Genomic DNA, 25,479 nt, shown 5'->3' on the forward strand with positions numbered 1-25,479 from the left:
TGCCTAGACGATGACTGAGCCGGCAATCCGTGCCCGTGACGTACGCAAGCAGTACGGCGACGTGCAGGCACTCGACGGGCTAGAGTTGACCGTCGAGCGCGGCGAGTTCTTCGGCCTCCTCGGCCCCAACGGGGCGGGCAAGACCACGTTCATCAACACGCTGGTCGGCCTGGTCCACAAGGACGGCGGGACCGCCGAGGTGTTCGGGTTCGACGTCGAGGACGACTATCAGGAGGTCCGTGACCGCATCGGGCTGGCGCCCCAGGAGTTCAACGTCGACCGCTTCTTCCCGATCATCGAAGTGCTGGAACACAAGGCCGGCTACCACGGCATCTCCAGTTCGGAGGCCACGGAACGGGCCGAGGAAGCCCTCAAGACCGTCGGTATCTGGGAGAAGCGGGATACTCGTTTCGACTGGCTCTCGGGCGGGATGAAACGCCGGTTCATGCTCGCGCGTGCGCTGGTCTCGGAACCCGATCTGCTGATCCTGGACGAACCGACCGCCGGCGTCGACGTCCAACTGCGCCACGACCTCTGGGAGATCATCAACCGGATGAACGACGCGGGGACGACCATCGTGTTGACGACCCACTACATCGAGGAGGCCGAACGGCTCTGTGACCGAGTCGCGATCATGGACGACGGCCGCAAGGTCGAGGTCGCCACGCCCGACGAACTGATGGCCCGGGGTACCGACACCATCGAGATCGGACTCGCGGACCCATCCCGAACAGCTCCGACGCTGGGCGTCGACGGCGTGACCGAGATCGAGGTGACCGACGACGGACTCAGCGTCACCGCCTCCGGCGGGAGCCAGACCGCGCCGGCGCTCCTCCGTGAACTCGAAGCGATGGGCCACACCGTCACGTCGCTGGACATCCGTCGGGCTTCGCTCGAAGAGGTGTTCGTCGACATGACCCGTGACGAACGCGACTACGCGGAGGTGTCGGCATGAGCCAGGGGACGACACAACTGCTGACGCTGATCCGGCGCGAGGTACTCCGGTTCGTCCGGCGGCCGTACAACACGTTCCTGCCGCCGATCATCACGAACTCCCTGTACTTCGCCGTCTTCGGTGTCATCCTCGGCAGCCGGATCGGTTCGATCGCCGGGGTGAGCTACATCCAGTTCGTCCTCCCTGGGCTGGTCGTCCTGGGAGCGATCTCCGATAGTTTCGAGAACGCCTCGTTCACGATCTTCCACGGCCGGTGGAACGAGTACATCCAGGCGGTGACCACTTCCCCGATGTCGAACCGGGACATGGTGTCGGCGTACGTGACAGCGAGCGCGCTGCGGGGGATCGTCACCTCGCTGTTGATCATCGGCGTCGGACTCGTCTTTACCTCGGTCCCGGTCGCTAATCCCGTCTACCTGATCGCGTTCGTCCTCGTCATCACGACGCTGTTCGGCGGCCTCGGTGTGATCGGCGGGCTCTGGGCGAGTGACTTCGACTATCTCACGGTGATGAACCAGTTCATCCTCCGGCCGCTGGTGTTTTTCGGAGCGGTGTTCTACTCGCTGGAAGTCCTCCCGCCGCTCTGGCGGAGCGTCTCGCTGTTCAACCCGATGGTCTACATGGTCAACGGAGTCCGCTATGGCATGATCGGCGTGACCGAGATCGATCCCAACACGTCGCTGCTGGTCCTGACCGGAGCGACGATCGCTGTCCTGGCGATCGACTTCCTGCTGTTCAAGCGTGGCTACGGACTCGCAGAGTAAGAACCGGGACCGAAGATGACGGATAGGTGGAGGGAGCCACCCTCCAGGAGGTCATCAACACATGACGTAGCAGCGGATCGCTGCCAGAGCCCGGATACTTGTGAGCGCCTCCGGGAACGGCGTATGTGAGTGAACGACATGTACGTATTTATCCTTGACGGCCGTGATAGCGATACGATATACAGCGGCGACTATCGCTGTTCGGACCGCTGGTGTCCCGGCCGGGCATCTATCGTGGCGCCGGCTTAGACGTTGTCGGGCTTGTCAGCCTCGTCCTCGACCGATCGTTTCATCGAGTCCCGGCGTGCCTTCGCGTCACGATCGGTCGCGTCCTCCAGAAAGTCGTTTTTGACCGCGACGGCGTCTTCGGCTGCCTCGACGTGACCCTCGGCGATGACCTCCTCGGCAGGACGCTCGTCGATGTGCAGTGCCAGTTTGTCTTTCTTGCCACTGTAGGTAACTCTCCCCGCGACAACACGTTCGAACACCGGATTGTCCGGCTCGTCGACGACGAGCAGGTCGTTGCCGTTGTAGTCCTCCGTGTCTGTCACCGCTCCGAAATACTCCTCGACGAACGCTTCCATGTCAGGGACGCGGTCATCCAGATGCTCGCCCCGTCGCATCTTGTACTCTCGCATGGATTGGACTTTGCGAGGCCCCGTCTTACCCTTTGTGTTCACTCGGTGTGTTCCGTGACCAGTGCGCCCTTCTGACACTCCGGACAGAAGTCACCCGCGCGCAGTGACGAGGCCTCCACGTCGGTCGTAAACCCACACTCCGGACAGCGAAACTGGCCGTCGGGGACCGTGACAGCCGTGCCACCCAGTGGCTCGATGTCCGGTCCGTCGTCGGTCTCGTCCTCCGTAGACACCGGTTCCCACTCCTCTTGTTGCCCTTCGCTGTCGGCCCCGTCGTCCGCTGCCTCCTGGGGCCATTCACCGGGGTCCCGATCGGTGTCGTTGTCCGTCTCGTCGAGGATGACCGCGTCGTCATCTTCGGGATCGGGCTCGGGTGCTGCCCCGTCCTCCGCGTCGGGAATCTCGCTCGGTGTCGCCAGTTCGTCGAGTTCGGTGTCGCCGCTGTCGGGACTGTCCTCGCTCTCGATGATCTCCGCGTCGTCTTCATCGGGTGGTGTCGGCGAGGACGGTGTCGAACTGCCGACAGTCTCGCCGGTCTCTCCACCGTGGTGTGGTTCCTGTTCGAGCGCGTTCGGCTCGCTGCCTGTGGCATCGTCGTCCGTGTTCTGTTCCTCGTCCTCAGTATCGTCGATCCCCTCGCCGGCGATGTCCGAGGGCGTTTCGATCGCCGTCACTTCCTTGTTCTCGGAGACGACCCGTGTGTTCCCACACCGCGTACAGGTCTCCGTCTCCGTGATGGTGATGACGACTTCGCTCCCCTGTTCCTCTCGGTCGCGCTCGACGGTACTCTCACCGTACGTATGCCCGAGGATGGAGCATTTGAGACCCATTGTCAGTGTCTCCTCTCGTGACGTACTTAAACCCTCCCTGTCGCTCCGTCGACACTGGTGTTCCCGCGCTTCTCAAGGAATGTATTGCTACAGAAAGAACTATATTTATCCCCCATCTCACGAAATTTTATACCATGGGAGGCGGCGAACGGTTACCGATGCGAACGAGTACGATTGCTGTCGTCGTCTTCGTGGTTGTCCTGTCGGGGACTGTCGCTGCCTCGACGAGCGTGAATGCGAGCGATCCACCGCTTGCCGATGCCGGACTTGACCAGACTGTCTCGCCGGGGACGACAGTCCATCTCGACGCGAACGGTTCACGCGACCCGGACGGACGGATCTCTTCCGTTCGATGGCGAATCGATGGACCAGCCGGAAGTTCGGTGACGCCCGACTGTCGATCCTGTCGACAGACGACGTTCAGACCGACCACTGTCGGGCAGTACAACGTTACGCTCACCGTCACCGACGACGACGGACAGAGTCGCTCCGACGCGCTCGAAGTCGTCGTCGAACCCGATGACGGGCCGACCGTCTCGCTCGCTGGCCCGGCGACCACATCCCAGGGACGGCCCACGACCATCCAGGCCAACCTGACCACCACTGCCGGCCGTCTCGATACGCTCGCGTGGGTCGTCGACGGGGAGTTCGTCCGTCGTGAGTCTGTTACCGGGACAGAGACGACCGTATCGCTTACCCGACGATTCGATGCGACCGGTCCGGTACAACTCCGTGCGGTCGCGTACGACACCGGCGGCCATCGCGGGACAGCATCGCACGGAGTGACTGTCATTCAACCACCAGAACCACCGACACCTGGACCGCCACCGGGTCCTGGAGACCCCCAGCCCACACCGGAACCAGCCCCTCCCCCGACGAACGGTTCGCAACCGGGTGGCGGTAGCCCGTCCTTCGAGATCACCCAACTTACCGTACCGGCACGGGCGACGACGAGTTCCGCTATCCCTGTCACGGCTACCGTCCAGAACACTGGGACGGCTCGTGGTACGTATCCGGCACGCCTACTCGTCAACGGAAGCGAGGTCGGCCGGGAACCGGTGACAGTCGGTCCGTCAGCGTCGGGCACTGCCACGTTCCGTCACCAGTTCACACAACCGGGGACGTACAACCTCACCGTCGGGACCCAGTCGACGCTACTCGAGGTTGATTCCGCTGTCTCCGGAAACAGTGGGCGGATCTTCGTCGATACGATCTACGCCCCCGGGGAGGTTCAGGAGGGCACGACTGCTACCGTCTACGGGCGGGTGGCCAATACGGATACTACGACCCGAACACTCGACACGCCGTTTGCCATCGACGGACGAACGGTGGATACCAAATCGGTGACGGTCGAGCCGAGCGAGACACGATACGTCGCGTTCAACGCGACGTTCGATACTCCGGGAGAGCGGACCGTTAGTATCGGTACCGAATCGACGACGGTCGTCGTCGATCCGGTCGCTGATCCGCCGACGTTCCGTGTCGTTCGTCTTACCACGCCCAACCAGACGCTCGATGTCGGTGAGCGTGGGACGTTTATTGCCACCGTCCGGAACGTCGGTGAACGGCCCGGAACATACGATGCGACGCTGACCGTCGATGGGGAACCGGTCCAGACCCGGTCTGTGGCCTTGCCTGCCGGAGCCGAGAGACAGGTTCGGTTTACCAACTCGTTTGCCGACGACGGTAACTACTCGGTCAGCGTTGGGACCAAGCACCGGTCGGTCGACGTTGTCGATTTCGGACAGGTCCGTGTCTCCAGCCTCGACGTACCGAACCGAGTCGAGACGGACAAGAACTTCGACGTGAGCGCTACGATCACGAACACGTACTCCCATCAAGAAGTACAGGACTTCGAGCTCTACGTCAACGGCAAACTAGAGGGACGAAAGGAGTACGTCTCGATTTCCGGGGGCAGTCAGACCACTGTGGTGTGGGAGAACCGACATCTGGAACACCGTGGTGCGTTCCCGCGGACGTTCGAGATCCGCGTCCGGTACCAACGCGGGAACGTCACCGTTGTCCCACCTGTCACGGAGGACACCAGCAACGCCGGCTCGACGTGTGACGGCGCCTACGCCTGGAGGGATATGGATGGTGATCTCATTGGCTGTCTGGACCAAAACAGTACGGATATCCACTACAGCGACGACGGTGAAGAGGTTTGGATCGACGCGAACGGGAAGGATGGACTGCAAATTTCACGTCACGGTAGTATTATTACAATAATGAACGAAACGGAAGTACAAGCTCATGGTGGCAAAGTTCCGGCGGATGTGGCAAAAAAGAATGAGAGAGAGACATTTGATACGGAGTTCCGGGAAGAACAAGTCAAAGACAGATTATCTGAACCTGAAACGCCTGACGGAATGAATCACAAAGATGGTGACAGCGATGACGGTACCGGAAGTTGTCCAACTTGTCGATCCAATCCGGTCTCTTCCGAACAAAATCCGGGGTGCCGAACCGGAGCCGGATGTCAACTGTATTAAGATGAGTGGAATACCGTACCGGCGGGTCTGTCTATGTATGATGCTCGTCACACTACTTACAACTACAGGCTGTACAGGTTTCCTCAACGAAGATCGAGAAACAACGTCGTCATCCACACAGTCACCAACTCCGACTCTGACGGTAACTGAAACCCACAGATCAACTGATGAAATAAATCCAACCCCTACTTCTAGTCCTTCAGAGACGCAATCGATACAAGAAAAACATGTTAATACTGAAAGCAACCAGAAATTAGAGCAGCGTCGGAGGTATTACCGTGAATTTGCTGACGATTACGTCCAGGGTGTAACCGGTGGAAATCGAAGCACTACGTTCGGCCTTGCAGAGATTGATGCCCGAAACCGTAGTGTTCGATTCTTCCACCGAGCACCGACGAACAACACGAGCCAATATCTGTTGGAACAATACGTTATCCTCTATGGATATCAACGTATTATCGAAACGTATCCTAAGAATGAGGAGCCGTTTACCGACGAAAATAAATCCTGGATCCCCCGCACGGTCAACGTTACCGTCCGGACGCAGGATGGCCGGTTATACGAACGCGCATACATCAAGTACGACTGGGGACTTGCCCGAGCGAACGGTAATATATCGGAACGAAAGTACCATTTCCTCTACATCGGTGAGGCCGAGCCTGGCCCAGCACATCCTGAAGAAGGGATCTAGCCACGTACCCCATCTGACTGTCGCCGTCGACGGAACCGACCCGTTCAGCGAGGGACAAAGCCAAGAACTAGCCAGTTATACAGACACGTATGAGAGCGAAGCCCGAGTACCGAGACCGGGACGACGCGGAGGTCGCGGTGCTCGACGCCCTCGCTGATCGCCACCAAGAAGGGATGACGGTGTTCGAACTTCGGTCCCGTGCAGACGTCAGTATCGACCAGATCGAGGGAGCACTGGCCGCGTTGAAAGCCGACGACCTCATCGAGGTTGAAGACGACGGCGAGCGGACCGTCATCCGTCCGGAGGAACACGTCGTGGGGACTCCGTCACCGGACGAAGACGAATCGTTACTCGAACAGTTACGGCGACGGTTGCCGTTGTAGCGCCACGCTGCCACGCTCTCAATCGTCCGCCGGTGTCGCCGCACAGTTGTTCGGACCGAGTTCGAGTTCGAACGCCGTCTCGTCGTCGACCACCGCGACACCGAGATTGATGTCGATGATTCGTTCGAAGTTGGCCGGCTGTGGGGGACTGTCATCACGGAGCCAGGCTACGAACGAATCGCGATCCATTCCGAACGCCGGGAGTCGCTCGCGGAGTTCGCCCAGGCGTGCGGTGTAGCTCCCGTTCTCGACCGGGATCGTCTGTGTGGCGTGGTGGCCAGGCGCGACGAGCGTCTCGTTGGGGAGGTCGGCCAGGCGCTCGGTCAGTGTCACGTAGAGTTCCGCTGCGAGGGCCGCCGCGCCGTCGGTTCCGGTTTCGAGGTCCGGTCGCGCGATGCTGTCCAGAAAGACGCTGTCGCCGGCCAGCAGGATATCACCGACTCGAAAGCCGGTCATCCCCGTCGTGTGGCCCGGTAGTGCCACCGATCGAAGGGTCGTCGAGCCGACGGTGATCGACTCACCGGGGTCCAGCGCGGTCACGTCGAAGGTGACGCCACGCTTGACCGCCGCGGCGGGCAGGACCGGCTCGGTGTCGGACCCGGTTGCCAGACGATCGAGCCCGCTCACGTGGTCGGCGTGGACGTGGGTATCGATCGCGTAGGTCAGGGTCGCTCCGTGGTCGCGGGCATCTGCGAGGTATCGATCAGTGAACGAACGGAGCGGATCGATGACAGCAGCCTCGCCGTCACTGACGACGAGATAGCTCAGGCAGCCCGAGGAAGGCCGGTCGTACTGGAGGATCGTCCCGGTTGGAGACGGGAGTTCGGTCGCTACGTAGAGCTGCGCCCACCCCTCCATCCCCTCGGCGAGGTTCTGTGCCTTGATGCCGGCGTCTTCGAGGAGGCCTGCGACGAATGCGCTCCCTTCCCCGCGGCCACAGACGACGGTGATCGGACCCTGGCCCGGGAGATCGGCGACGAGTTCGTCGACATCGCCGGTGACCGAGGCCTGGATGAACTTCGAGAGCGGTACCTGTGAGGCGGTGACCGAGGGGCCGTCGATGTGCCACTCCTCGAATTCGTCGCGGTCGCGGACGTCGAGGAGTCGGACTCGTTCGCCGGCTCGGAGCTGTGTATGGAGTGCCGCCGGTGTCACCGACGGCGCGTCTGTCGGTGGGTCTGGGCCAGCCATATCGGAGACAGGGCCTCGGCGGCGATAAATCGGGCGGAGGGTCTATGACGATCTCGCTCCCAGATCCCGTATGGACGCCGACGGAGTCATCTCGACCGTTCGCGACGAGCAAGCGACCGAACTCGACCGGTTGGGTTCGGACAAGGCACTGATCGCCGCGACAGGAGCGACACTGGAGGCCGACGCGGTGCGCGAAGCGGCGGCGACACGGGAACACGCGCTCGCGTCGGCACTCGACGACTGGAGCGACGAGACCGACGGCGCTATCGGCGCGGCGTTCGCTGCGGCTGCCGACGGGGCCGCCGAGCGGGCGAGAAGACTCGATGCGCCGTCCGGCGCGCCCGACGCGTTCGGGGAGTATCTTGGACAGGTCACCGGGACCCCGGAACGCGTCGGTGCCGGGCTCGTCGCCGCGCCGTTGGTCCTGGACCGGTTCTATCTCCAAGTTGTGAGCTTCTTCGTCAACGAGGCAGACGAGCGGGGAGCGGCGCTCGCGAGAGAACTCCGGACAGCGGCCAGTGACTTGGAGGGAGCGCGTAACGCACTCGGTGTCCTCGCGACAGAAGACCGTGAACTGGTGCAGAACACGGCAGTCGAGGCCATCAGCGTCGCTTACACTGCCTATGCCGACGCGCTGACCGAGATGGGACTCGATCCAAAACCGATCTGCTAGTCGAGTCGGTCCGTGGTGCCGGGGCAAGCTGCTATCCCACAGCGGACGACCGTGATCGGACAGTTTCCCGCAACTCGTATCGACAGCAATACCTATTTTACGTGCGGTTTTGAACTGATAGTATGGCCGGTGAGCGGGAGACACGAGACTACCACCCGTGTGAGCACGACGGCATCCGCCGGGCGACGGCGATCCTCGGCCGCAAGTGGCATCCGCTGTTGATCACGACGCTGCTGACCGACGGCCCCCTGGGGTTCAACGAACTGAAGGCGCGACTGGACGGCATCTCGGATAAGGTGCTCTCGGAGTGTCTGGACGAACTTCAGGAGGCCGGCCTGGTCACCCGCGAGGTGATCGACGACAAACCGGTCAGGGTCGAGTACTCGCTGACGGCCGCCGGTGAGGCGCTGCAACCGGTGATCGACCAACTCCGGGAGTGGAGCAGAGAACACCTCGGTACCGCAGAGACGGGTGCCTGACTCGTTACTCCTCGTCGCTCCCGCCTCCGTCGCTCTCGTCCTCGCCGTCGACGACTTCGATCCCGCGGTTGTTGACCGCCGAGGGGTCCAGGCCGACCTCCTGGAGGAAGTTCTTGTACTCCCGTTCGCACTGTTCGGCGTCCTTCTGGCGGTCGCTGGCCCGATCACACAGCGCGATCAGGTCCTCGGGCACGTCGTTGGTGTAGACGATCCAGTGGTTGATGAGGTCCGAGAGACGCCGGATCGGCGAGGTGAAGTGGCCGTAGATCTCGAAGTTCAGCGCGTGGTGGCCCCCGAAGGGGTCGTTCATGTACTTCGCGCGTGGCATCACCTTCATCACGGCCCACTGGATCTGGTCCAGTTGGCGTCCGGGGGCCTGTTCCAGCGTCGCGTTGACTGCCTTCCGGGGGTCGTCCCACGTGCTGCCGGGGATCGAGACGCCGTCCAGTTCCTGGATCTCGACGAGCGCTTCGTCCCACTCGTCGGGACTGGGCTGGGGATGGACCCGATACATCGCCTCGACCCCGCGGTCCCACATCAGTTCGTGTGTGACGGCCTTGTTGGCCTTGAGCATACACTCCTCGATGATGGTGTGAGCGCGGTCCCGGGCCGGGTTGAGCACGAGCGAGCCGTCCTCTTTGCGCTGTTCGTGCATCCGGTCGGCCAGTTCCCAGACGAGTTCGGTCTTCTCCGCGAGGTCGACCGACTGGTCCTCCAGCAGGTCCGCGGCGCTGTCGGGATCGTCAAGCAGTCGCTCGGCCTCCGTGTAGGTCAGGCGGGCGTCGCTCTCGATGACTGATTTGTAGATCTCGATGTTCTCGTAGCCCAAGTTCTCCTTGTCGAGATGCATCTCGACGGTGTGAGCCAGCCGTTCCTCGTTGGGGACCAGCGAGCAGACGGTCTCGGCCAGCACCGGCGGCAGCATGTGGACCGTGTAGGCCGGGAGATAGACGGTGTTGCCCCGCTCGACAGCTTCGTCCCACATCGCGGTATCGGGGTTGACGTAGTGGGTCACGTCGGCGATGTGGACCCAGAGGACGTACTCGTCGTCGCGTTCCTCGACGGAGATGGCGTCGTCGAAGTCCTGGGCGTCGATGGGGTCGGTCGTCCAGGTCGTCATCTCCCGGAGGTCCTCGCGGTCGTCGATCTCCTCGCGGATCTCGCTGTCGACATCCTGGGTCCGTGCTTCGGCCTCTTCGAGGACTTCCGGCGGGAACTCGTCGGGAATACCGAACTTCTCGAACAGTTCCTCGCGTTTGTTCTCTAAGTGTCGGGCCATCTCCTCGTCGATCTCGACGGGGCCCTGCCCTTCGGCGGTACCGGCCGCCGCCTGGGCGTCGTCGGTAGTCATAGGGCCGGCTACGACCAGGGTGTAGTTAGGACTGTCGGGGCCTACCGCTCGACGTTGCGTTCCTCGGAGAGTTCCCGATAGCGTTCCAGAAAGGTCTCCCGATCGGTCTCACCGGCGCCGGCCGCGTCGAGTGTCGTCTCCAATCCCTCGCGTGGCTGTCGACAGAGGTCGCTGAAACAGTCGGTACAGAAGAACTCGAACTCTTTCTCGTGTCGTTCCCACCGGTTACCGTGCTTGTCGTACTCGCGGGCGTCCGACCGTGCGACGCTCTCGCCACAGCCGATGCAGGTCACCGTCTGCCGGTCGGTCCGGGACCCGAACATACCTGGCGGTAGCGACCACTCCGTAATAGCCTTTCCCCCGGTCGCGGTGGCTGGCGACCCCACGATTTATCCGCCGGCCACCGGTAGTGTGTGTATCGACACCACACACCGGTGGCCGGATACCCCATGAGGGCCAATCAGACACTCGCGCGCTCGACGCTGGATACGCTGCCGATGAACATCGCGGTGTTAGACGAGGAGGGGACGATCCTCTTTACCAACCGGGCCTGGCGGGAGTTCGCTGGGCTCGAAGACGAGGAGATCGAGGGCGTCAACTACTTCGAGACGACCGACGTGGAGGCCGACGAGTACGCACAGGCGGCCGTCGACGGGATCAAAGCCGTCATCGCCGGCGAGGAGGAGCTGTTCACGCTGGAGTATCCCTGTCACACGCCCGAGGAGCAACAGTGGTTCCTCATGCGGGTCGCCCCGCTCCCACAACAGGAGGCCGGCAGCGTCGTCATCGCACACATCGACATCACACAGCGAAAGCTCGCGGAGCTCGCGGCCGACCGCCGGAGCGAACAACTCGACGCCCAGCGCCAGGACCTCGAACACCTCCTGTCGCGGATCGACGGCCTCGTCCACGCCGTCCTCGACGACGTGATGTCGGCTGACTCCCGTGAAGAAGTCGAGCGGACGATCTGTGACCGTGTCGAGACGGTCGAGTCCTACCAGGTGGCCTGGATCGCGGGCTTCGACATCCGACGAGAGACCCTGGAACCGACGGCTGGATCGCCAGACGCGACTGCTGGGATCTCCATCGAGGCCGACGATCCGGTCGCGACTGCCGCTCGGACCAGGGAGATCCAGACGGTGACAGGGGAGTTCGGCGACACCCACGCAGGGATCGCCGGCATGGGAGCGGGATCGATGGCGGCTGTCCCGCTGGCCTCCGGCGAGTCGCTGTACGGGGTTCTGACAGTCTATGCCGACAGCATCGACGTGTTTGATCCCCGCGAGCGGGCGATCCTCGGTGTGATCGGGCAGGCGGCCTCGAAGGCGATCGACGCCATCGAGACCAGCCGGGTATTGACTGCCGACAACGTCACCGAACTCGAACTCCAGGTCGCCGACGAGGAGGTCTTCTTCGTCGGCGTCGCGACGGAACTCGACTGTCGGATGGAGTACGGCGGGAGTGTCGCCGACGAGGACGAGACGGTCATGTTCTTCAACGTCACCACGGACGACCCGTCGGCGGTCTGTGCCCTCGCCGCCGACCACCCGCAGGTCACTGCTGTGACCCACGTCTCCTCGGGTGACGAGACGTCGCTGTTCGAGTTTACCGTCACCGATCCGCCGGTTGTCTCGCTGTTGGCCGACCGCGGCGCCGAGACGACGGACATCGTCGTCGAACCGGGACGGGCGACGTTCACGGCGACGCTATCGGCCGAGACAGCGACCCGTGCCGTCGTCGAGCACGTCCGGGACCACCACCCGAACACGGAACTCCTCTCGGTCCAGGAGCGGGACGAACCGCCGACGACCAGAGAGGCGTTCCTCACGTCAGTCGAGGAGGACCTGACGAACCGGCAACTGGCCGCGCTCAGGAAGGGGTATCTCGGCGGGTTCTTCGAGTGGCCCCGTGAGGTCTCGGGAGACGAACTCGCGGCGTCGATGGATATCACGCCGTCGACGTTCCACCAGCATCTCCGTGCGGGCGAACGAAAGCTCCTGACAGCGGTATTCGAGTCTCGGTAACCAACTGGCGGGAGAGATTGCACGTCTCGTCCAAAGTAGTTGGGTACACAGCTTAAAGTCGCAGTACCACTATTTGCATGTAGATGACGTGTCATCTGGATTCCAGCGGTACGTTGCGTTCGGTGTTCCCCTCCGACCGAGGGTATCCCAGTCCGGAACGGAGCGCGAGACCGCTGGGAGGAACCGCTTCGAACCTTCGAACGGCGCTTTCGGTGCCCGCCCCAGAGGCACGACTCGCGTACTGACCGATCCTGTAATTCAATGCAATCTGATAATATCCAGGCCAGCAAGTCGATCCAGCAACGAACGGGCCGAACGTTCCACCTCGCGACCCGTCTGCTCCCCGAGCGAACCCGCCATCCGACCTACGTGATGTACGCCTTCTTCCGGGTCGCCGACGACGTCGTCGACCAACGGGACGGGCCGCCCCCGAACGTCCAACACGAGCGACTCGAAGAGTTCCGGGAGATGGCGCTCGGCAATCGGGAGCCTGAAGACTCCGACGAGGGAGCGGTCCTGGCGGCCTTCCAGCAACTCCGGGCGGACCACGACATCCCCGACGAGGAGGTCAACGTCTTCATCGACGCCATGGAGATGGACATCGCACAGGCGCGCTACGAGACGTTCGAGGACCTCCGTGAGTACATGCGTGGCTCCGCCGTCGCGGTCGGGAACATGATGACGATGGTGATGGACCCGCCGGAGAAAGAGACGGCGCTCCCACACGCCCAGGCACTGGCGGAGGCGTTCCAGTTGACGAACTTCCTCCGGGATGTCCGCGAGGATATCCACGATTACGGCCGGGTCTACCTCCCACAGGAGACCCTGGAGCACCACGGCGTCACCGAAGAGCAACTGGGCGACGCCGAGGTCGACGAGGGGTTCCGCGCGGTGATGCAGACGGAGTTGGCCCGGACCGAAGAGCTGTACCGAGAGGGAGTCGCCGGCATCCGGTATCTCCCCGATGACTGCCAGTTCGGCGTTCTGCTGTCGGCAGTACTGTACGCCGAACACCACCGTCTCATCCGCAACCGTGGGTACGACGTCCTCTCGGAGACGCCCGAGCTGACTCGCCGTCGCCGGCTCTGGCTGTTGGCCCGGACCTGGTGGCACTGGCGCCGAAACGGGGATCCCGAGGCGACGTTCTACGCAGTCAGTGCCGTCTCCGAACAGTCGCCCGGGACAGTTCCGGCCGAGGTCACTAGCCCGGGACAGCCGACCTGGCGCGGGTGAGGACTCTCCGACCGGGTCGATGACAGCCCTGCTCACCTATCTCCAGTTCCACGCGCTGTTCGTCGTCCCGGTGGTCGTGGGACTGGTCCTGACGACCCCGTACCGACTCGCCAGCCGTCGGACTGTCCTCACGGCCACGGCACTGCTGGCCGGACTCGCGCTCGTGTACACGACCCCGTGGGACAACTACCTCATCGGACGTGGCGTCTGGTGGTACGGTGAGGGGACGGTCCTCGTCCGCGGGTTCCGTGCGCCGCTGGGGGAGTATCTCTTCTTCCTGTTACAACCGTTCCTGGTCGGGCTCTGGCTCGCTCGCTTCCGGGTCGACACGACGCCGTCGTTGCGGACGCCGGTGCGGGTCCGTGCCGTCGGCTTCCTGGCAGCAGCCCTCGTAGGAATCTCGGGCATCGCTCTCCTCGACCGGTCCAGTGGGCTGTACCTCGGATCGCTGCTGGCCTGGAGTGCGCCGATCCTCGCGATCCAGTGGGCCTTCGGCTGGCAGTTCCTCCGCCGTGAGTGGCGGACCGTCGCTGTCGGGACGCTCGTCCCGACCGTCTACCTCTGGTTGATCGACAGCGTCGCGCTGGCGCTGAACATCTGGTCGCTCTCGGATCGGTACACGACCGGACTGGAGCTTCCGGGACTCGGGCTACCGATCGAGGAAGCCGTCTTCTTCCTGTTGACGTCGCTGTTCGTCGTCCAGGGGATCGTCCTCTACGTCTGGGTGGTCGACAGATGGTCGTGACGCGATTCCCCGAGCGCACCCGCGAGACGCTCCGGGATACCGGAATGGTTCCTTCCTGGGTACTAGTCGTCCTCATTGTCCCGTTTCTCGCCGGCGTGTCGGTCCCGCTCGCGCTCCAGTATCTCCCACTGATCGTCAGCGTGGTTCTCCTGGGACTACCCCACGGTGCCGTCGACCATCTGGCGGTGGCGCGCGCACGCGGCCAAGAACCGACGCACCGAGCGATCGCTCGTGTGGTCGCCCTCTACGGCGTGGTGGGCGGTGCCTACGCAGTCGCGTGGTTTCTCGCGCCTGCGCTCGCGTTCGTCGTCTTCATCCTCGTCACGTGGTTCCATTGGGGGCAGGGCGATCTCTACGCGTTGGTGGCGCTGGCCGGTGTGGACCACCTGGAGTCGGTTCCACAGCGACTCGCTACCGTCGCCGTCCGGGGTGGACTCCCGATGTTGGTCCCGCTGCTTTCGTTCCCGGAGTGGTACCGCCGCGTCGCGACCGATCTGGTTGGCCTGTTCGCACCGACAGCGGCGACGACGCTCCAGTGGGCGTTCCGGCCGCAGGTCAGAGCCGCTCTCGCGATCGGCTACGGCGTCCTCGTTGTCGCCGTCCTGGCTGTCGGCTACGCCCGGGCCGACAGCGTCCGGCCGTGGCTGCTCGACGCCGGTGAGACGGTGGGACTGATCGCGTACTTCGCGCTCGTCCCGCCGGTGGTAGCCATCGGGTTCTACTTCTGTCTGTGGCACTCGCTTCGCCACGTCGCACGGTTGCTTGCCGTCGACGACACCGCAGTTACCGCCATCGAGGCCGGTGACGTTCGGACCGCGTTCCTGCAATTCGCCCGGGATGCGGCGCCGCTGACGCTCGTCTCGCTTGCACTCCTGGGCGGGCTCTATCTGGTCGTTCCGAACCGACCGGAGACGGTTCCCGAAGCCGTCGCCCTGTATCTGGTGTTCATCGCCGTCGTCACGCTCCCCCACGTTGTGGTGGTGACGGTGATGGATCGGGAGCAAGGCGTCTGGTCGTAGTCCGTCCGGGCCGAGCAGGAGCAAGGCGTCTGGTCGTAGTCCGTCCGGACCGAACAGGAGCAAGGCGTCTGGTCGTAGTCCGTCCGGGCCGACCAGGGGCAACGCCTCGCCCCCGTCCGAAGCCGCTCAATCGTCGGCAGGGGGGTTGTCGCCCGCTGGTTCGGGGGACGACTGTCCGTCGCCACTCCGATCGACGAACTCGGGATAGGCGGTGTAGCCGTGTTCGATCCGGTCGAGGCCGGTCGACTCTGCTTCCCTGTCGACACGGAGGCCGACGGTCATGTCCGCGAGTGTGAAAACCGCCCACGTGCTGACGACGGTCCACACCGCGATAGTGGCGATCCCCACCGTCTGTGCGACCAACTGCATCGCGGAGAACCCGCTGACGGCAAACACCGGGATCAACCACGTTCCCAGCGCACCGGCGCTCCCGTGGACAGCGAAGACGCCACAGACGTCGTCGATCTTCAGCCGGTTGACGACGAAGTGGTAGACCAGCGGGGTCTGGATGCCCGCGAGGATACCCAGGACGAGCCCACCGTACCACGTGACGTGTGGGACGGCGCCGGTAACGGCGACCAGCCCGGCGAGCAACCCGTTCGCAGTGAACAGCGGGTCGGGTTTGCCCTTCGTGTAGGCGGTGGTCAGCGCCGCAGCGACCGCTCCCGCGCCCATTCCCAGCGTCGTGTTGAGCGCGACGCGGCCGAGCACGGCACCGTTGAACGCCAGTTGCCCGTTCTCGGCTGCCAGGACCGTCGCCTGCGTCCCGACGTTGAAGCCGTACCAGCCGAACGCGAGAATGAAGGTTCCCAGTACGGTAAACGTCAGCGAGTGGCCGGGGATCGGTCGGCTCGTGCCCGTCCCGTCGAACCGGCCGCGGCGTGGCCCGACCATCCAGGCGCCGACCAAGCCTGCCAGGCCGCCCAGCATGTGGACGACGGTCGCACCGGCGAAGTCCTGGTAGCCGACGCCCAGCGCCATGCCGAGAAACCCGTCCGCCGAGAGCAGTCCGCCGCCCCACGCGAACCCTTGGATGACAGGATAGATGATTGCGGTCAGCGCGACCGAGTAGATCACGTACGCCTTGAACTTGATCCGTTCGGCGACCGCACCGCTGACGATGGTCGCGGCCGTCATGGCGAAGACGGCGCTGAACAGCCAGTCGACCCACTGGGTCGGATCGCCGATATATGAGAACGCGCTTGCCAGATCGTAGCTACCCGGTGACGTGAGCCCGCCCGCCAGCCCCGCGATACCGAGGCCGACCAGGAAGTACACGAGCACGCCCATCCCCCAGTCCATCAGGTTCTTCATGAGGACGTTCGCGACGTTTTTTGCCCGGACTTGCCCGGCCTCTAGCATCGCGAACCCGGGCTGCATGAAGAAGATGAGAAACGAGACGGTCAGTATCCAAATCGTGTTGACTCCGTTGGCGAGCGTCCCAAGGTCGACCATCGGATCAGTCCTCCTCCCGACAGCCGGTCGTCAGTATCCGGCCGCGGCTGTCGGCGTTCGGTCGCCGACGTGAGTGCAGTGCCAGGCGTTCGTCCGTACTACAGCTCGTCTCCGGGTGGGTCTGCCCGATCATCTCATCAGCGACCTCTCGAATGCGGGGATATAACCCTTCTCCAGAAATAATACGAACCTCTACGAACAATCTAGCCATATTCCGTTAATATAAGGATTTTTGCGCTAGCACAGTGAGTCCCTGAGACGTTCTCTCTTTGCTCTTGACCGGTGGTCGACGGTTCCCGGCGCTCAGCGCTGTTATCGTCGATTGTCGACGACAATCGATGTCGGTGACGCGAACCGTTCCCAGTTGGTCGTTTCGGCGCCTCGTATTGATTAATGGATAATAGGAGTACGTTTAGCATGCCCCGCTCGAAAGGTACGACCAGTGAGTAATCGCCATGAGTGCGGGATGCGTTCGGAGCGGGCGCTGGCCGTACGGCTGGGGGATCGATGATGGCTGACCAGTCGGCCACGGAACGAGCCGAGATGATGGCCCAGATGGCACCCCATCCGTCCGTGACCACGGAGATTCTACTGGGGGGTGGCCCGGGTTTCGATGGCTCCCGTCTGGTCGGCGACCCACCCGTTGCGTACCTCGACGACACCGAAGCACCGGCATACGTCCTGACCGACGCCAAACGCGGGGTGGCGATCGGGCTGAAGCGCGATCGGACTCCGCCTGACGACGACAGGGGGACGGTCGTTCTCGTCACGGGCCGTCGGACGCTCTGTCTCGTCGGGACACGTCCCGACGACACTGTCGTCGAGATTCCACACGCCAGCGTCGCCGATGTCGAGTACCACACCGGATTTCTGGCAAACCGGCTCGAAATCCGCACACCGGACCGGATCTACCATTGCTGGCTCGATCGCGGAACCGACGAAGACCTCTTGGAACAGACAACCGAGTATATCCGCCAACGGCTCGCGGAATCGGCGGACGACGACGCCGACACCGCAGCGAGTGGACTCACCTACCGAGGAGAGCCCCTCCCCGGACACACGGCCCACGACGCTCCCGGTGCGACCGACGGCGAGGGTTCCAGTGGCGACGGAACCGAGGAGACAGACGAGGACGGCGATGCCGACGACACCGTGATGTACCGCGGTCAGCCGGTCGACCAGTCGTATCTGGAGTGAGGTCGTGTCGCCACTGTGTCGGAACCGTGACGAACCGAAAACAGCGTTACGGGGGCGTTACTTGCCCTTGCCGCGGTTCGCGCGCAGGGACGGACGGGTCTTCTCGGTGCCCTTGCCCTTCTCGCCGAGGCCGCGGTTGCGCTTGCCGGCGCCGGTCAGGCCTCGGAAGACGCGGTCCGTGTGGTCGTCGTCACAGATCCACGAGAGATCGTCGTCGTTCTCGATGGCCGGATGTTCCGGGTCGACGAGGATGATCTCGTGCCACTTCTGTCGGCCGTCCTGGCCGACGGAGTAGCTGTTGAGCACGCGCAGGTTCGGGTAGACCCGTGCGGCGCGTTCCTCGGCGACGCGCTGGATGTCCTTCCGGCGGGTGATGCGGGTCACGCCCTGGCGCTTGCTGCGGCGCCCGGCCTTGAACCGCTGTTTGCGAGCCCCGCCCTTGCGGACGGAGACGCGGGCGACGACAATGCCCTGTTTCGCTTTGTAGCCCTGCGAGCGGGCCTTGTCGAGGCGGGTCGGGCGCTCGATACGCTCGACGGCGCCCTCTTCGCGCCAGTCCTGTTGTCGCTGCCACTGTAGTTCCGCGAGCTTTCCGTCGCCCGGGTTCTTCCAGGCGTCTCGAATGTAGGAGTATGCACTTCGTGCCATGGTGTCTCACCACGGGCGTTGCGTGGTTCAAGTCCCGAGCGGGACTCACATCCCGACCTGTACACACAGGTGCCCGCTGGTGCCCGTCCGCCAGCGAGTTGAAGACACTTCCCGGGTAGTCCCCTTAAGATGTTCGAACCGTCGCTGGTGTGTCACCCGGTCACGAGAGCGTCAGGGACACGTCGGGCATCTCGCCCAGCAGGCCGCCGAAGGCCATCTCGTACCCCTCGTGGCGGGCAGTCTGTGGCTGTGCGGTCACTGTCAGCGCGAGGTCGCCACCCGACGCGACGTCGTCGACGACGGCACCGTAATGATAGCCCAGGTCCGGATCGAGCGTCCGCCGGAACCGTCCGGCGTACACCGTCTCGCCGTCGCTGGTCAGCGTCCCCGACAGTCCCATCGCCGGAATCACCATCCGGTTGTAGCGGGTCCGTGCCGAGACGGCGACGTAGCTGCCCTCGGCGTCGATCCCGGCCGGCGGTGCGTCGAGCGTCGTCACGAGCAGTCGAGCGTCGTTGCTCATCGCCGTCGCCCGTACCGTCCCGGGCAGTTCGTCTTCGGTCGGGGCGAAGGAATCGGGCAACATCTCCATCTCCATTGGTTCGACGGCACCGGGTTCACCCGCGTTGTCGAGTGTCCGGTACGTGAGTTCGTCCCGGGTGGATTGGCTGTAGGAAAAGGGGATTTCAGCGGTCGTCGGCTCGCCGAACCGGTCGACGAAGCCGCCGGTCCGCCGTGTCGACATCGCGCCGACGCTGAGGACGACCCGGTAGTCGCCGTCCCCGTCCAGGCCGAAGTTCGCACCGTAGTGAAACCCCATCGGCTGGGAGAGCATCGGGTAGATCGTCTCCTGGGAGACCAGCGAGTCGTCCTGATAGATCTCGACGGTCAGCCCGGTATCGGGCAGAACCATCCCCGTCTGGGGGTCCCAGACCACCGACATCAGGTGGACGTCGTCGTCGGAGTCGATCGGCGTCATCGATCCGGAACTCCCGTTGATGTTCCAGAAACGGTGGGGATAGCTGTACATCAGCCCGAAGGCGTAGTCGCCGGTCTCCGCGGTCCCGACCATCTCCATCCCTTCGAGGTGGGTCGGGTAGTAGACGGCGTCTGGGCGGTCCTCGACCAACGGGGGCGCGCGAGTGCTCTGTGTCTCGAGGCCACCGAGACAGCCGGCGACGGCGGCGACCGTCGCAGTGCTGCCGGCACGGAGGAACGAACGGCGGTCCATATCCCGTGTTGGCTCCGCACGGTAAATACGGATTCTGGTCCGGTAGTCGAATCACCGCCGACTCCCACACGCCGGCTGCCGGTTCCTATCGATTGGGAAGACCGGAGGCCGTTATATGCCGGGGAACCGATGTGGCGTGTATGCCACGAGTGGTCGCCAGTGACGATCCGATGATCGACGTAGCGTTGCTCCGCGCCGAACTCGACGCCGAGGTCGTCGCCGCGGACACGACCGACGAAGCGGCGTTCCGTGACGCCGCAACCGGCGCCGATGCGGTCGTCGTCGACGTGAACACGCCGGTGACTGCGGCGGCTCTCGACGAGTTGGAGCAGCTCAGTATCGTCGCCCGCGCGGGCGTCGGCATCGACAACATCGACGTGCCGGCGGCGGCCCGCAACGGGGTCACCGTGACGAACGTCCCGACCTACTGTACCGACGAAGTCGCGACCCACACCGTGACGCTCCTGCTCGACTGTATCCGTGACGTCGCTGCCTACGACCGGGATGTCCGGGCCGGTAACTGGGACTGGAATCGCGGTCGGGCAATCCACCGCCTGGCCGGCCGGACGCTCGGGCTCGTCTCCTACGGACCGATCGCCCGGCGGACCCGGCAACAGCTCAGCGGGTTCGACCTCGATGTGATCGCCTACGATCCCTACGTCGACGCCGACGAGATGGCCGAGGAGGACGTCGAGAAGGTCGCCCTCGAAGAGCTGTACGAACGGGCGGACTACGTCTCCCTGCACGCGCCCCTGACCGACGAGACCGAGGGAATGGCGGATGCCGATGCCTTCACAGCCATGCAGGACCACGCCGTCCTGGTCAACACCGGCCGCGGTGGCCTCGTCGACGAACACGCGCTGGCCGAGGCGCTGACCAACGGCGAGGTCGCGGCCGCGGGGCTCGACGTGCTCCGGCAGGAACCGCCGACCGAGGACAACCCGCTCGTCGGACTCGACAACTGTCTCGTGACGCCCCACGCGGGCTGGTACTCCGTCGAAGCCCGCGAGGATCTGAACGCGACCGTCGCCGAGAACCTCCGGGCGTCCTTCGCCGGCGAGACGCCGCCGGACCGCATCGATCCTGAGACCGGCTGGCTCTAACGCTGTCGCACGCCTCCCCGACGAGCACACTGATATGCGATAACTCACCACTGTACTAGCTTATCCCCGGGTAGCGCGTCAGTCTCGGTATGAGAAATGTTCGCATAACCACAGCTCTCCTGGCGTTGACCGTTGCCCTTGCGGGCTGTGGCGGGATCGGCGTCGGTGACGGTGGGTCGGTTAGTGACGGCGCGAGTGGGTCCGACGGTGCCGCCAGTGCTGGGGGCTCTGACGGCGGTGCGGACAAGTTCACGGCCGGCGACCCCGATCGACTCCTCCGTGAGGCCGGCAGTTTCACCGCCGAGTGGTCGTTCTCCGTGACCGAGAGCGACGGGAACACGTCGACGATTATCAACACCTACGGGGTCGACCTCGCTCAGAACCGGTCCTACGAGGCGTTCGAGACAACCGGTACCGACGGGGGTATCGCCTACGAGTCGTTCTACGCCGACGGGATGACCTACATGAAATACGGCGACGGCACGGAGTCGTTCTACCAGATCTCCCCCCAGCAGACGACCGTCTTCGACAACGCTCGGGACCGGGCGTTGTACGACTACGACGACTTCGAGGACGCCCAATTCGTCGGCACCGAGCAGTTCGACGGGATCACCGTCGACCGCTACGAGTACTCGGACCCGACCGTCTGGCGGAACTACGGTGCGGGGACGTTCGGTTCCGACGAGAACGTGACGATCAACGACTTCACGGTGGTCGTCCTGGTCGACGGGGACGGGCTCGCCCGCTCGACGGAGTGGACCGTCAGCGGCGTCACCGACACCGGGGTTCCGGTGTCGTCCAACTGGTCGTACACGCTGACCGGAGTCGGCTCGACCACCGTCGCCGATCCCGACTGGCTCGACGAGGCGAAAGCCCAATCACAGGGCAACTGAGACCTACGTTCCGTCGTAGGAATCAATCCATCCCGTGACTGTTTGCTGGATCGCCCCGGTCGTCGATCCGAGGTTCAGCAACTGGTAGCCGTTGGCCGCCTTCTCGTTGACGTCGTCCATCCCGAAGCCCAGGCCACCGACCGGGACGCCCGCTTCGACGGCCGCCGCACGGACTGTCTCGACGGCGTCCACCACTTCGGGGTGGTCCAGTTCGCCGGGATGGCCGAGCGAGACCGACAGATCAAGCGGGCCGATGAACACGAACCCCAGGTCCGGGATGTCGAGGATGGCGTCGATGTTCTCGACCGCGGCGGCTGTCTCGACCGTGGTTCCGACGAGGGTCTCGGTGTCCTCCTGTTCGACGTAGTCCTCCGCCAGCCCCCAGCGTCTGGCTCGGGGTGCTGCCAGCCCGCGGTCGCCCGGTTCACCGTCGTAGCGGAACCGCGCCGACCGGACAGCGGCCTCGACCTCCGCGGCCGTCTCGACGCGCGGGAGAAAGAGGCTCCTGACGCCGATGTCCAGAGCCTTCCGGACCAGCGTCGGATCGGTGTCGGGAAGCCGGACGAGCAACTCCACGCCGCTTCGCTCGGCGGCCCGCAGGAGGTTCTCGACGCTCGTGGCGTCCCAGGGGTCCGGCCCGCCGTGTTCCAGATCGATCCAGACGTAGTCGACGCCTAGGTCGCCGTAGAACTCCACGAGCGTCGGACTGTACGTGTTGTCGAGGATTCCGAGCGCGACGCTGCCGTCTTCGAGTCGCTGCCGGAGTCCGTTCGTCGTTGGTGACGGTCCCATACCTAGTCGTGTCGGGTGAGGACAATAACCGCACCGACCGCGCTACGGGAGCGGACAGAGACTCGCGGTCAGAACCGCCACGGTGTCGGTCTCGTTTCGCGCCCCGTGGAGCTGGCCCCGCTCGTTCAGCACGACGCCGGGCGCGGTGATCGTCGCTTCGTCGCCGTCGCGCGTGACCGTGACCGTGCCGTCGACGACGTGGAAGACGTTCGTCGCGCCGGCGTGTTCGTGCGGATCGATCGCCGCTCCCGGGCCGAGGGCGAACGCCTTCACGAGGACGTCGTCAGTCACCGCCAGTTCCGTGTCGACGACCGCACCGGGCGCTGGGTCGAGGTCGGCCGCTGCCAGGAGATCGAGTTCCATACCGACGCGTCGGACCGGCGGGCCTTAGCTGCTTGCCGTCCCCGCTTCGTTCCGCACGTCGGCAATCAGATCACAGAGGACGTGGAGATACAGCGTCAGCCCCACGACCGTCGCCCAGCCGTGCTCGCCCAGCGCGACCAACCCGAAGACGGCCAGGCCGGCGAGCACGACGTGGCTGAGCAAGCGCTGGAGCGGCGAGAGGTCGTCTGGATCGAAGATCGATCGCTGATCGAGGAAGACGACCGTCGGGGAACGGAGGACCCGCTTGAGGTTCTTCGTCGATCCCGTGTTCAGGGTGGCGACGAGGAAGTGATCGAAGTCGATTCCGACGCCGACACCGACGACGACGGCGAGGAGGACGGCCGGGTGGCCGGGTGGCGTCGTCGCCAACAGGAGCACGACCGCAAGCGCCAGCGATCCCAGTGCGTGGTCCCGGGAGTACACACCGCCGATTCGTCGGGCCGGCTGATAAACCTCGCCCTCACGCCATGGTGTCGTCCAGTAGCGACCGGGCCGTGGCCAGCAGCTCGTCGGCACGCTCGGGGTCGCGGGACTCGGCGGTCAGCCGGACGAGTGCCTGGGTGCCCGAAGGGCGAACGAGGAACCAGCCGTCGTCGGTACCGACGCGGAGCCCGTCGAGGTCGGCAACGTCGTCGTACTCAGCTCTGATCCGTGTCTCGACGGCGTCCATCACGGCTTCTTTCCGCTCGGTCTCGACGGTCGCCCGGCGGATCGGGTACCGCTCGATGCGGTCGATCCGTGCAGAGAGCGGTTCGATGGCCGCCAGAACTGCCAGTTTCACCGCCGCCAGGGGGCCGTCGGGACAGTACGTCTCCTCCGGGAAGATCCAGGCACCGGAGGGTTCTCCGCCGAAGGCGACCCCCTCGTCGCGGGTCCGTTCCGCGACGTAGACGTCGCCGACCCGGGTCCGGACCACGTCGGCGCCGACTTCGGCCAGCGCGTCGTCGACCGCGAGGCTCGTATCGACGGGTGCGGCGACGGATTCGCCGTCCCCGGCCTCCTCGCGGCCGAACATCGCCAACAGCAGATCGCCGGGGACGAACTCCCCACCGTCGGCGACGGCCATCATCCGGTCGGCGTCGCCGTCGTGGGCGATCCCGAGGTCGGCGCCGGTCGCCTCCACGGTCGTCGCGAGCGTCTCGCAGGTCTCGGCCGTCGGTTCGCTGGGCCGTCCCGGGAACCGGCCGTCCGGCTGGGCGTTGAGGGTCTCCACGTCGGCACCGAGTTCGTACAGGGCGTCGGCTGCGACACCGCCCATCCCGTTCCCGAGGTCGACGACGACGGAGAGTCCGTCGAGGGAAACCCCGGCCTCGTCGGCGTCGCGCCGGCCCGCGTCGACGAGCGCACGCCGGTGGACTGTCCGTGCCTCGGGCCACTCCCCGCAGGTCCCCTGTTCGTCCCAGCCCGCGAGGTCGTAGTCGCCGGCCTCGATCCGGGCTTCGATCTCGTCCTGCTGAGCCGTCGAGAACGCCTGGCCGGAGGGCGTCCACAGTTTCAGCCCGTTGTCCGCAGGGGGGTTGTGCGACGCCGTCACCACGATACCCGCGTCGGCGTCCTGTGGCTCGATCCCCCGGGCGACGGTCGGCGTCGCTGCCATCCCGGCGTCGACGACGTCCGTCCCGGTCTCCTGGAGGCCGGCGACGACCGCGTCACGGAGCATCCGCCCGGAGTCACGCGCATCGCGGCCGACGACGACGCGGTCGGTGTCGACTCCGACCGCGCGGCCGATGTCCAGCGCCACTGCTGCCGTAATCGTCTCCCCGACGGGACCACGGACACCGCTCGTTCCGAACATATCGGGTACGACGGCGCCCCACTGTATAAAATCGGCCGACGAACCGGCAGACGTTCGTTGCACCGACAGCTTCAGGCACCGCTCGACGCATCAGTGGTGTATGACTGAGCGCCATCTGTACGCGACCGTGAGCATCCGCGGGGTGCTGCGGACAGCCGATGACGACGTGTTGCTCCTCCGACGGGCGACCGACGGCGGCTGGGAACTCCCGGGCGGGCGACTCAACGTCAGCGACGACGACGTGCCGGATGGACTCCACCGCGAGATCGTCGAGGAGACCGGCCTGGATGCGACCATCCACGAACCGGTCCATGCGACCTCCTGGCGAAACGAGGCCGACGAAGGCCGCTTCGCCGTCTACTACCACTGTCGAGTCACGGGCGGGACGGTCTCACTCAGCGACGAGCATACAGCCTCCGACTGGTTCACGGTCGCGGACGCGACCGAGCGGCTCAGCGACCCACAGGCGACCGCAACCGAACGCGCCGCCGACTGCACGACAGAGGAGTGACA

Annotated in this window: 28 protein-coding genes; 15 read left to right on the forward strand and 13 right to left on the reverse strand. The window is 64.5% G+C overall.

Annotated features, from left to right (window positions below):
- The first annotated feature begins 10 nt into the window (after positions 1–10).
- Positions 11–955 (forward strand): ABC transporter ATP-binding protein, encoded by a 945-nt coding sequence (locus VJ109_RS10350; protein ID WP_324756554.1) that lies wholly within the window; start codon positions 11–13, stop codon positions 953–955.
- Complete coding sequence (locus VJ109_RS10355) at positions 952–1,719, forward strand: ABC transporter permease (RefSeq protein ID WP_324756556.1); 768 nt, start codon at positions 952–954, stop codon at positions 1,717–1,719. The genes VJ109_RS10350 and VJ109_RS10355 overlap by 4 nt, the downstream gene beginning before the upstream one ends.
- A 245-nt stretch (positions 1,720–1,964) precedes the next feature.
- Here VJ109_RS10355 and VJ109_RS10360 read toward each other — a convergent pair whose 3' ends face one another.
- The gene (locus VJ109_RS10360; protein ID WP_324756557.1) at positions 1,965–2,357 is read right to left on the reverse strand and encodes a DUF5611 family protein; all 393 of its coding nucleotides are present in this window, start codon (positions 2,355–2,357) and stop codon (positions 1,965–1,967) included.
- A gap of 38 nt (positions 2,358–2,395) precedes the next feature.
- Positions 2,396–3,187 carry a DUF7093 family protein gene (locus VJ109_RS10365; protein WP_324756558.1) on the reverse strand — a complete coding sequence of 264 codons (792 nt, stop codon included), beginning with the start codon at positions 3,185–3,187 and terminating at the stop codon, positions 2,396–2,398.
- 134 nt (positions 3,188–3,321) lie between these two features.
- Between VJ109_RS10365 and VJ109_RS10370 the strand changes: the two genes are divergently transcribed.
- The 3 genes from VJ109_RS10370 to VJ109_RS10380 all read left to right on the forward strand — a co-directional run bounded on the left by VJ109_RS10370 (position 3,322) and on the right by VJ109_RS10380 (position 6,753).
- Complete coding sequence (locus VJ109_RS10370; RefSeq protein WP_324756560.1) at positions 3,322–5,679, forward strand: CARDB domain-containing protein; 2,358 nt, start codon at positions 3,322–3,324, stop codon at positions 5,677–5,679.
- A 37-nt stretch (positions 5,680–5,716) separates the two neighbouring features.
- Complete coding sequence (locus tag VJ109_RS10375) at positions 5,717–6,370, forward strand: hypothetical protein (RefSeq protein WP_324756561.1); 654 nt, start codon at positions 5,717–5,719, stop codon at positions 6,368–6,370.
- A gap of 89 nt (positions 6,371–6,459) precedes the next feature.
- A complete protein-coding gene (locus tag VJ109_RS10380) occupies positions 6,460–6,753 on the forward strand; it encodes a DUF6432 family protein (protein ID WP_276222981.1) in 294 nt (97 codons plus the stop codon).
- Positions 6,754–6,771: 18 nt separating this feature from the next.
- On the opposite strand, the gene VJ109_RS10385 is transcribed toward VJ109_RS10380, so the two are convergent.
- Positions 6,772–7,944 carry an MBL fold metallo-hydrolase gene (locus VJ109_RS10385; protein WP_324756563.1) on the reverse strand — a complete coding sequence of 391 codons (1,173 nt, stop codon included), beginning with the start codon at positions 7,942–7,944 and terminating at the stop codon, positions 6,772–6,774.
- Positions 7,945–8,014: 70 nt separating this feature from the next.
- Here VJ109_RS10385 and VJ109_RS10390 point away from each other — a divergent pair, with 70 nt between their 5' ends.
- Both VJ109_RS10390 and VJ109_RS10395 read left to right on the forward strand, forming a co-directional pair.
- Positions 8,015–8,617 (forward strand): transcription antitermination protein, encoded by a 603-nt coding sequence (locus VJ109_RS10390; protein ID WP_324756564.1) that lies wholly within the window; start codon positions 8,015–8,017, stop codon positions 8,615–8,617.
- A 122-nt stretch (positions 8,618–8,739) separates the two neighbouring features.
- Positions 8,740–9,096 carry a winged helix-turn-helix transcriptional regulator gene (locus VJ109_RS10395; protein ID WP_324756565.1) on the forward strand — a complete coding sequence of 119 codons (357 nt, stop codon included), beginning with the start codon at positions 8,740–8,742 and terminating at the stop codon, positions 9,094–9,096.
- A gap of 4 nt (positions 9,097–9,100) precedes the next feature.
- Here the strand turns inward: VJ109_RS10395 and VJ109_RS10400 are convergent, their stop codons facing one another.
- Together VJ109_RS10400 and VJ109_RS10405 are read right to left on the reverse strand one after the other, a co-directional pair.
- Positions 9,101–10,447 carry a ribonuclease R family protein gene (locus VJ109_RS10400; protein ID WP_324756567.1) on the reverse strand — a complete coding sequence of 449 codons (1,347 nt, stop codon included), beginning with the start codon at positions 10,445–10,447 and terminating at the stop codon, positions 9,101–9,103.
- Positions 10,448–10,488: 41 nt separating this feature from the next.
- Positions 10,489–10,770 carry a DUF7562 family protein gene (locus VJ109_RS10405; protein ID WP_276222972.1) on the reverse strand — a complete coding sequence of 94 codons (282 nt, stop codon included), beginning with the start codon at positions 10,768–10,770 and terminating at the stop codon, positions 10,489–10,491.
- A gap of 126 nt (positions 10,771–10,896) precedes the next feature.
- Here VJ109_RS10405 and VJ109_RS10410 point away from each other — a divergent pair, with 126 nt between their 5' ends.
- The 4 genes from VJ109_RS10410 (at position 10,897) to VJ109_RS10425 (ending at position 15,468) form a co-directional block, all read left to right on the forward strand.
- Entirely contained in the window at positions 10,897–12,471 is a 1,575-nt protein-coding gene (locus tag VJ109_RS10410; protein ID WP_324756570.1) for a bacterio-opsin activator domain-containing protein, read from the forward strand.
- 261 nt (positions 12,472–12,732) lie between these two features.
- Positions 12,733–13,704, forward strand: coding sequence for a phytoene/squalene synthase family protein (locus VJ109_RS10415; protein ID WP_324756572.1), 972 nt, complete (start codon positions 12,733–12,735; stop codon positions 13,702–13,704).
- A 19-nt stretch (positions 13,705–13,723) separates the two neighbouring features.
- The gene (locus VJ109_RS10420; protein WP_324756574.1) at positions 13,724–14,449 is read left to right on the forward strand and encodes a lycopene cyclase domain-containing protein; all 726 of its coding nucleotides are present in this window, start codon (positions 13,724–13,726) and stop codon (positions 14,447–14,449) included.
- A 44-nt stretch (positions 14,450–14,493) separates the two neighbouring features.
- Positions 14,494–15,468: a Brp/Blh family beta-carotene 15,15'-dioxygenase gene (locus tag VJ109_RS10425; RefSeq protein WP_434737279.1), complete on the forward strand. Its 975-nt coding sequence runs from the start codon at positions 14,494–14,496 to the stop codon at positions 15,466–15,468.
- A gap of 126 nt (positions 15,469–15,594) precedes the next feature.
- On the opposite strand, the gene VJ109_RS10430 is transcribed toward VJ109_RS10425, so the two are convergent.
- Together VJ109_RS10430 and VJ109_RS10435 are read right to left on the reverse strand one after the other, a co-directional pair.
- Positions 15,595–16,923, reverse strand: a complete 1,329-nt coding sequence (locus tag VJ109_RS10430) for an ammonium transporter (protein ID WP_324756576.1) — start codon at positions 16,921–16,923, stop codon at positions 15,595–15,597.
- A gap of 4 nt (positions 16,924–16,927) precedes the next feature.
- On the reverse strand, positions 16,928–17,056 hold the full coding sequence (locus VJ109_RS10435) for a hypothetical protein (protein WP_324756577.1): 129 nt from the start codon (positions 17,054–17,056) through the stop codon (positions 16,928–16,930).
- 377 nt (positions 17,057–17,433) lie between these two features.
- Between VJ109_RS10435 and VJ109_RS10440 the strand changes: the two genes are divergently transcribed.
- A complete protein-coding gene (locus VJ109_RS10440; protein ID WP_324756578.1) occupies positions 17,434–18,120 on the forward strand; it encodes a hypothetical protein in 687 nt (228 codons plus the stop codon).
- Between the two features lie 57 nt (positions 18,121–18,177).
- On the opposite strand, the gene VJ109_RS10445 is transcribed toward VJ109_RS10440, so the two are convergent.
- Both VJ109_RS10445 and VJ109_RS10450 read right to left on the reverse strand, forming a co-directional pair.
- On the reverse strand, positions 18,178–18,768 hold the full coding sequence (locus VJ109_RS10445) for a 50S ribosomal protein L15e (protein ID WP_324756579.1): 591 nt from the start codon (positions 18,766–18,768) through the stop codon (positions 18,178–18,180).
- 160 nt (positions 18,769–18,928) lie between these two features.
- Positions 18,929–19,999 (reverse strand): iron transporter, encoded by a 1,071-nt coding sequence (locus VJ109_RS10450; RefSeq protein ID WP_324756580.1) that lies wholly within the window; start codon positions 19,997–19,999, stop codon positions 18,929–18,931.
- 140 nt (positions 20,000–20,139) lie between these two features.
- Between VJ109_RS10450 and VJ109_RS10455 the strand changes: the two genes are divergently transcribed.
- Together VJ109_RS10455 and VJ109_RS10460 are read left to right on the forward strand one after the other, a co-directional pair.
- Positions 20,140–21,102, forward strand: coding sequence for a C-terminal binding protein (locus VJ109_RS10455; protein ID WP_324756582.1), 963 nt, complete (start codon positions 20,140–20,142; stop codon positions 21,100–21,102).
- A gap of 89 nt (positions 21,103–21,191) precedes the next feature.
- The gene (locus VJ109_RS10460; RefSeq protein ID WP_324756584.1) at positions 21,192–21,995 is read left to right on the forward strand and encodes a DUF7537 family lipoprotein; all 804 of its coding nucleotides are present in this window, start codon (positions 21,192–21,194) and stop codon (positions 21,993–21,995) included.
- Between the two features lie 3 nt (positions 21,996–21,998).
- Here the strand turns inward: VJ109_RS10460 and VJ109_RS10465 are convergent, their stop codons facing one another.
- The 4 genes from VJ109_RS10465 to glmM are packed head-to-tail and all read right to left on the reverse strand — an operon-like array spanning position 21,999 to position 24,966.
- Positions 21,999–22,787, reverse strand: a complete 789-nt coding sequence (locus VJ109_RS10465) for an HpcH/HpaI aldolase family protein (protein ID WP_324756585.1) — start codon at positions 22,785–22,787, stop codon at positions 21,999–22,001.
- A gap of 42 nt (positions 22,788–22,829) precedes the next feature.
- On the reverse strand, positions 22,830–23,150 hold the full coding sequence (locus VJ109_RS10470) for a cupin domain-containing protein (RefSeq protein ID WP_324756586.1): 321 nt from the start codon (positions 23,148–23,150) through the stop codon (positions 22,830–22,832).
- 24 nt (positions 23,151–23,174) lie between these two features.
- Positions 23,175–23,594 (reverse strand): hypothetical protein, encoded by a 420-nt coding sequence (locus VJ109_RS10475; protein WP_324756588.1) that lies wholly within the window; start codon positions 23,592–23,594, stop codon positions 23,175–23,177.
- A 37-nt stretch (positions 23,595–23,631) separates the two neighbouring features.
- Positions 23,632–24,966 (reverse strand): phosphoglucosamine mutase, encoded by a 1,335-nt coding sequence (gene glmM, locus VJ109_RS10480; RefSeq protein WP_324756589.1) that lies wholly within the window; start codon positions 24,964–24,966, stop codon positions 23,632–23,634.
- A gap of 100 nt (positions 24,967–25,066) precedes the next feature.
- Between glmM and VJ109_RS10485 the strand changes: the two genes are divergently transcribed.
- Complete coding sequence (locus tag VJ109_RS10485) at positions 25,067–25,477, forward strand: NUDIX hydrolase (protein ID WP_324756590.1); 411 nt, start codon at positions 25,067–25,069, stop codon at positions 25,475–25,477.
- The last annotated feature ends 2 nt before the right edge of the window (positions 25,478–25,479 follow it).

Origin of the sequence: Haloarcula montana, from assembly GCF_035666295.1 — an archaeon.
GTDB classification, from domain to species: domain Archaea; phylum Halobacteriota; class Halobacteria; order Halobacteriales; family Haloarculaceae; genus Haloarcula; species Haloarcula montana.

What these genes read in the sequence shown, in the direction of transcription:
- VJ109_RS10435 (WP_324756577.1), bottom strand. Translation starts at nt 17,056, where the DNA reads ATGATCGGGCAGACCCACCCGGAGACGAGCTGTAGTACGGACGAACGC.
- VJ109_RS10450 (WP_324756580.1), bottom strand. Translation starts at nt 19,999, where the DNA reads ATGGACCGCCGTTCGTTCCTCCGTGCCGGCAGCACTGCGACGGTCGCC.
- VJ109_RS10385 (WP_324756563.1), bottom strand. Translation starts at nt 7,944, where the DNA reads ATGGCTGGCCCAGACCCACCGACAGACGCGCCGTCGGTGACACCGGCG.
- VJ109_RS10415 (WP_324756572.1), top strand. Translation starts at nt 12,733, where the DNA reads ATGCAATCTGATAATATCCAGGCCAGCAAGTCGATCCAGCAACGAACG.
- VJ109_RS10400 (WP_324756567.1), bottom strand. Translation starts at nt 10,447, where the DNA reads ATGACTACCGACGACGCCCAGGCGGCGGCCGGTACCGCCGAAGGGCAG.
- VJ109_RS10365 (WP_324756558.1), bottom strand. Translation starts at nt 3,187, where the DNA reads ATGGGTCTCAAATGCTCCATCCTCGGGCATACGTACGGTGAGAGTACC.
- VJ109_RS10470 (WP_324756586.1), bottom strand. Translation starts at nt 23,150, where the DNA reads ATGGAACTCGATCTCCTGGCAGCGGCCGACCTCGACCCAGCGCCCGGT.
- VJ109_RS10380 (WP_276222981.1), top strand. Translation starts at nt 6,460, where the DNA reads ATGAGAGCGAAGCCCGAGTACCGAGACCGGGACGACGCGGAGGTCGCG.
- VJ109_RS10465 (WP_324756585.1), bottom strand. Translation starts at nt 22,787, where the DNA reads ATGGGACCGTCACCAACGACGAACGGACTCCGGCAGCGACTCGAAGAC.
- VJ109_RS10355 (WP_324756556.1), top strand. Translation starts at nt 952, where the DNA reads ATGAGCCAGGGGACGACACAACTGCTGACGCTGATCCGGCGCGAGGTA.
- VJ109_RS10455 (WP_324756582.1), top strand. Translation starts at nt 20,140, where the DNA reads ATGCCACGAGTGGTCGCCAGTGACGATCCGATGATCGACGTAGCGTTG.
- VJ109_RS10360 (WP_324756557.1), bottom strand. Translation starts at nt 2,357, where the DNA reads ATGCGAGAGTACAAGATGCGACGGGGCGAGCATCTGGATGACCGCGTC.
- VJ109_RS10440 (WP_324756578.1), top strand. Translation starts at nt 17,434, where the DNA reads ATGGCTGACCAGTCGGCCACGGAACGAGCCGAGATGATGGCCCAGATG.
- glmM (WP_324756589.1), bottom strand. Translation starts at nt 24,966, where the DNA reads ATGTTCGGAACGAGCGGTGTCCGTGGTCCCGTCGGGGAGACGATTACG.
- VJ109_RS10405 (WP_276222972.1), bottom strand. Translation starts at nt 10,770, where the DNA reads ATGTTCGGGTCCCGGACCGACCGGCAGACGGTGACCTGCATCGGCTGT.
- VJ109_RS10485 (WP_324756590.1), top strand. Translation starts at nt 25,067, where the DNA reads ATGACTGAGCGCCATCTGTACGCGACCGTGAGCATCCGCGGGGTGCTG.
- VJ109_RS10445 (WP_324756579.1), bottom strand. Translation starts at nt 18,768, where the DNA reads ATGGCACGAAGTGCATACTCCTACATTCGAGACGCCTGGAAGAACCCG.
- VJ109_RS10375 (WP_324756561.1), top strand. Translation starts at nt 5,717, where the DNA reads ATGATGCTCGTCACACTACTTACAACTACAGGCTGTACAGGTTTCCTC.
- VJ109_RS10420 (WP_324756574.1), top strand. Translation starts at nt 13,724, where the DNA reads ATGACAGCCCTGCTCACCTATCTCCAGTTCCACGCGCTGTTCGTCGTC.
- VJ109_RS10430 (WP_324756576.1), bottom strand. Translation starts at nt 16,923, where the DNA reads ATGGTCGACCTTGGGACGCTCGCCAACGGAGTCAACACGATTTGGATA.
- VJ109_RS10350 (WP_324756554.1), top strand. Translation starts at nt 11, where the DNA reads ATGACTGAGCCGGCAATCCGTGCCCGTGACGTACGCAAGCAGTACGGC.
- VJ109_RS10460 (WP_324756584.1), top strand. Translation starts at nt 21,192, where the DNA reads ATGAGAAATGTTCGCATAACCACAGCTCTCCTGGCGTTGACCGTTGCC.
- VJ109_RS10390 (WP_324756564.1), top strand. Translation starts at nt 8,015, where the DNA reads ATGGACGCCGACGGAGTCATCTCGACCGTTCGCGACGAGCAAGCGACC.
- VJ109_RS10370 (WP_324756560.1), top strand. Translation starts at nt 3,322, where the DNA reads ATGGGAGGCGGCGAACGGTTACCGATGCGAACGAGTACGATTGCTGTC.
- VJ109_RS10410 (WP_324756570.1), top strand. Translation starts at nt 10,897, where the DNA reads ATGAGGGCCAATCAGACACTCGCGCGCTCGACGCTGGATACGCTGCCG.
- VJ109_RS10395 (WP_324756565.1), top strand. Translation starts at nt 8,740, where the DNA reads ATGGCCGGTGAGCGGGAGACACGAGACTACCACCCGTGTGAGCACGAC.
- VJ109_RS10425 (WP_434737279.1), top strand. Translation starts at nt 14,494, where the DNA reads ATGGTTCCTTCCTGGGTACTAGTCGTCCTCATTGTCCCGTTTCTCGCC.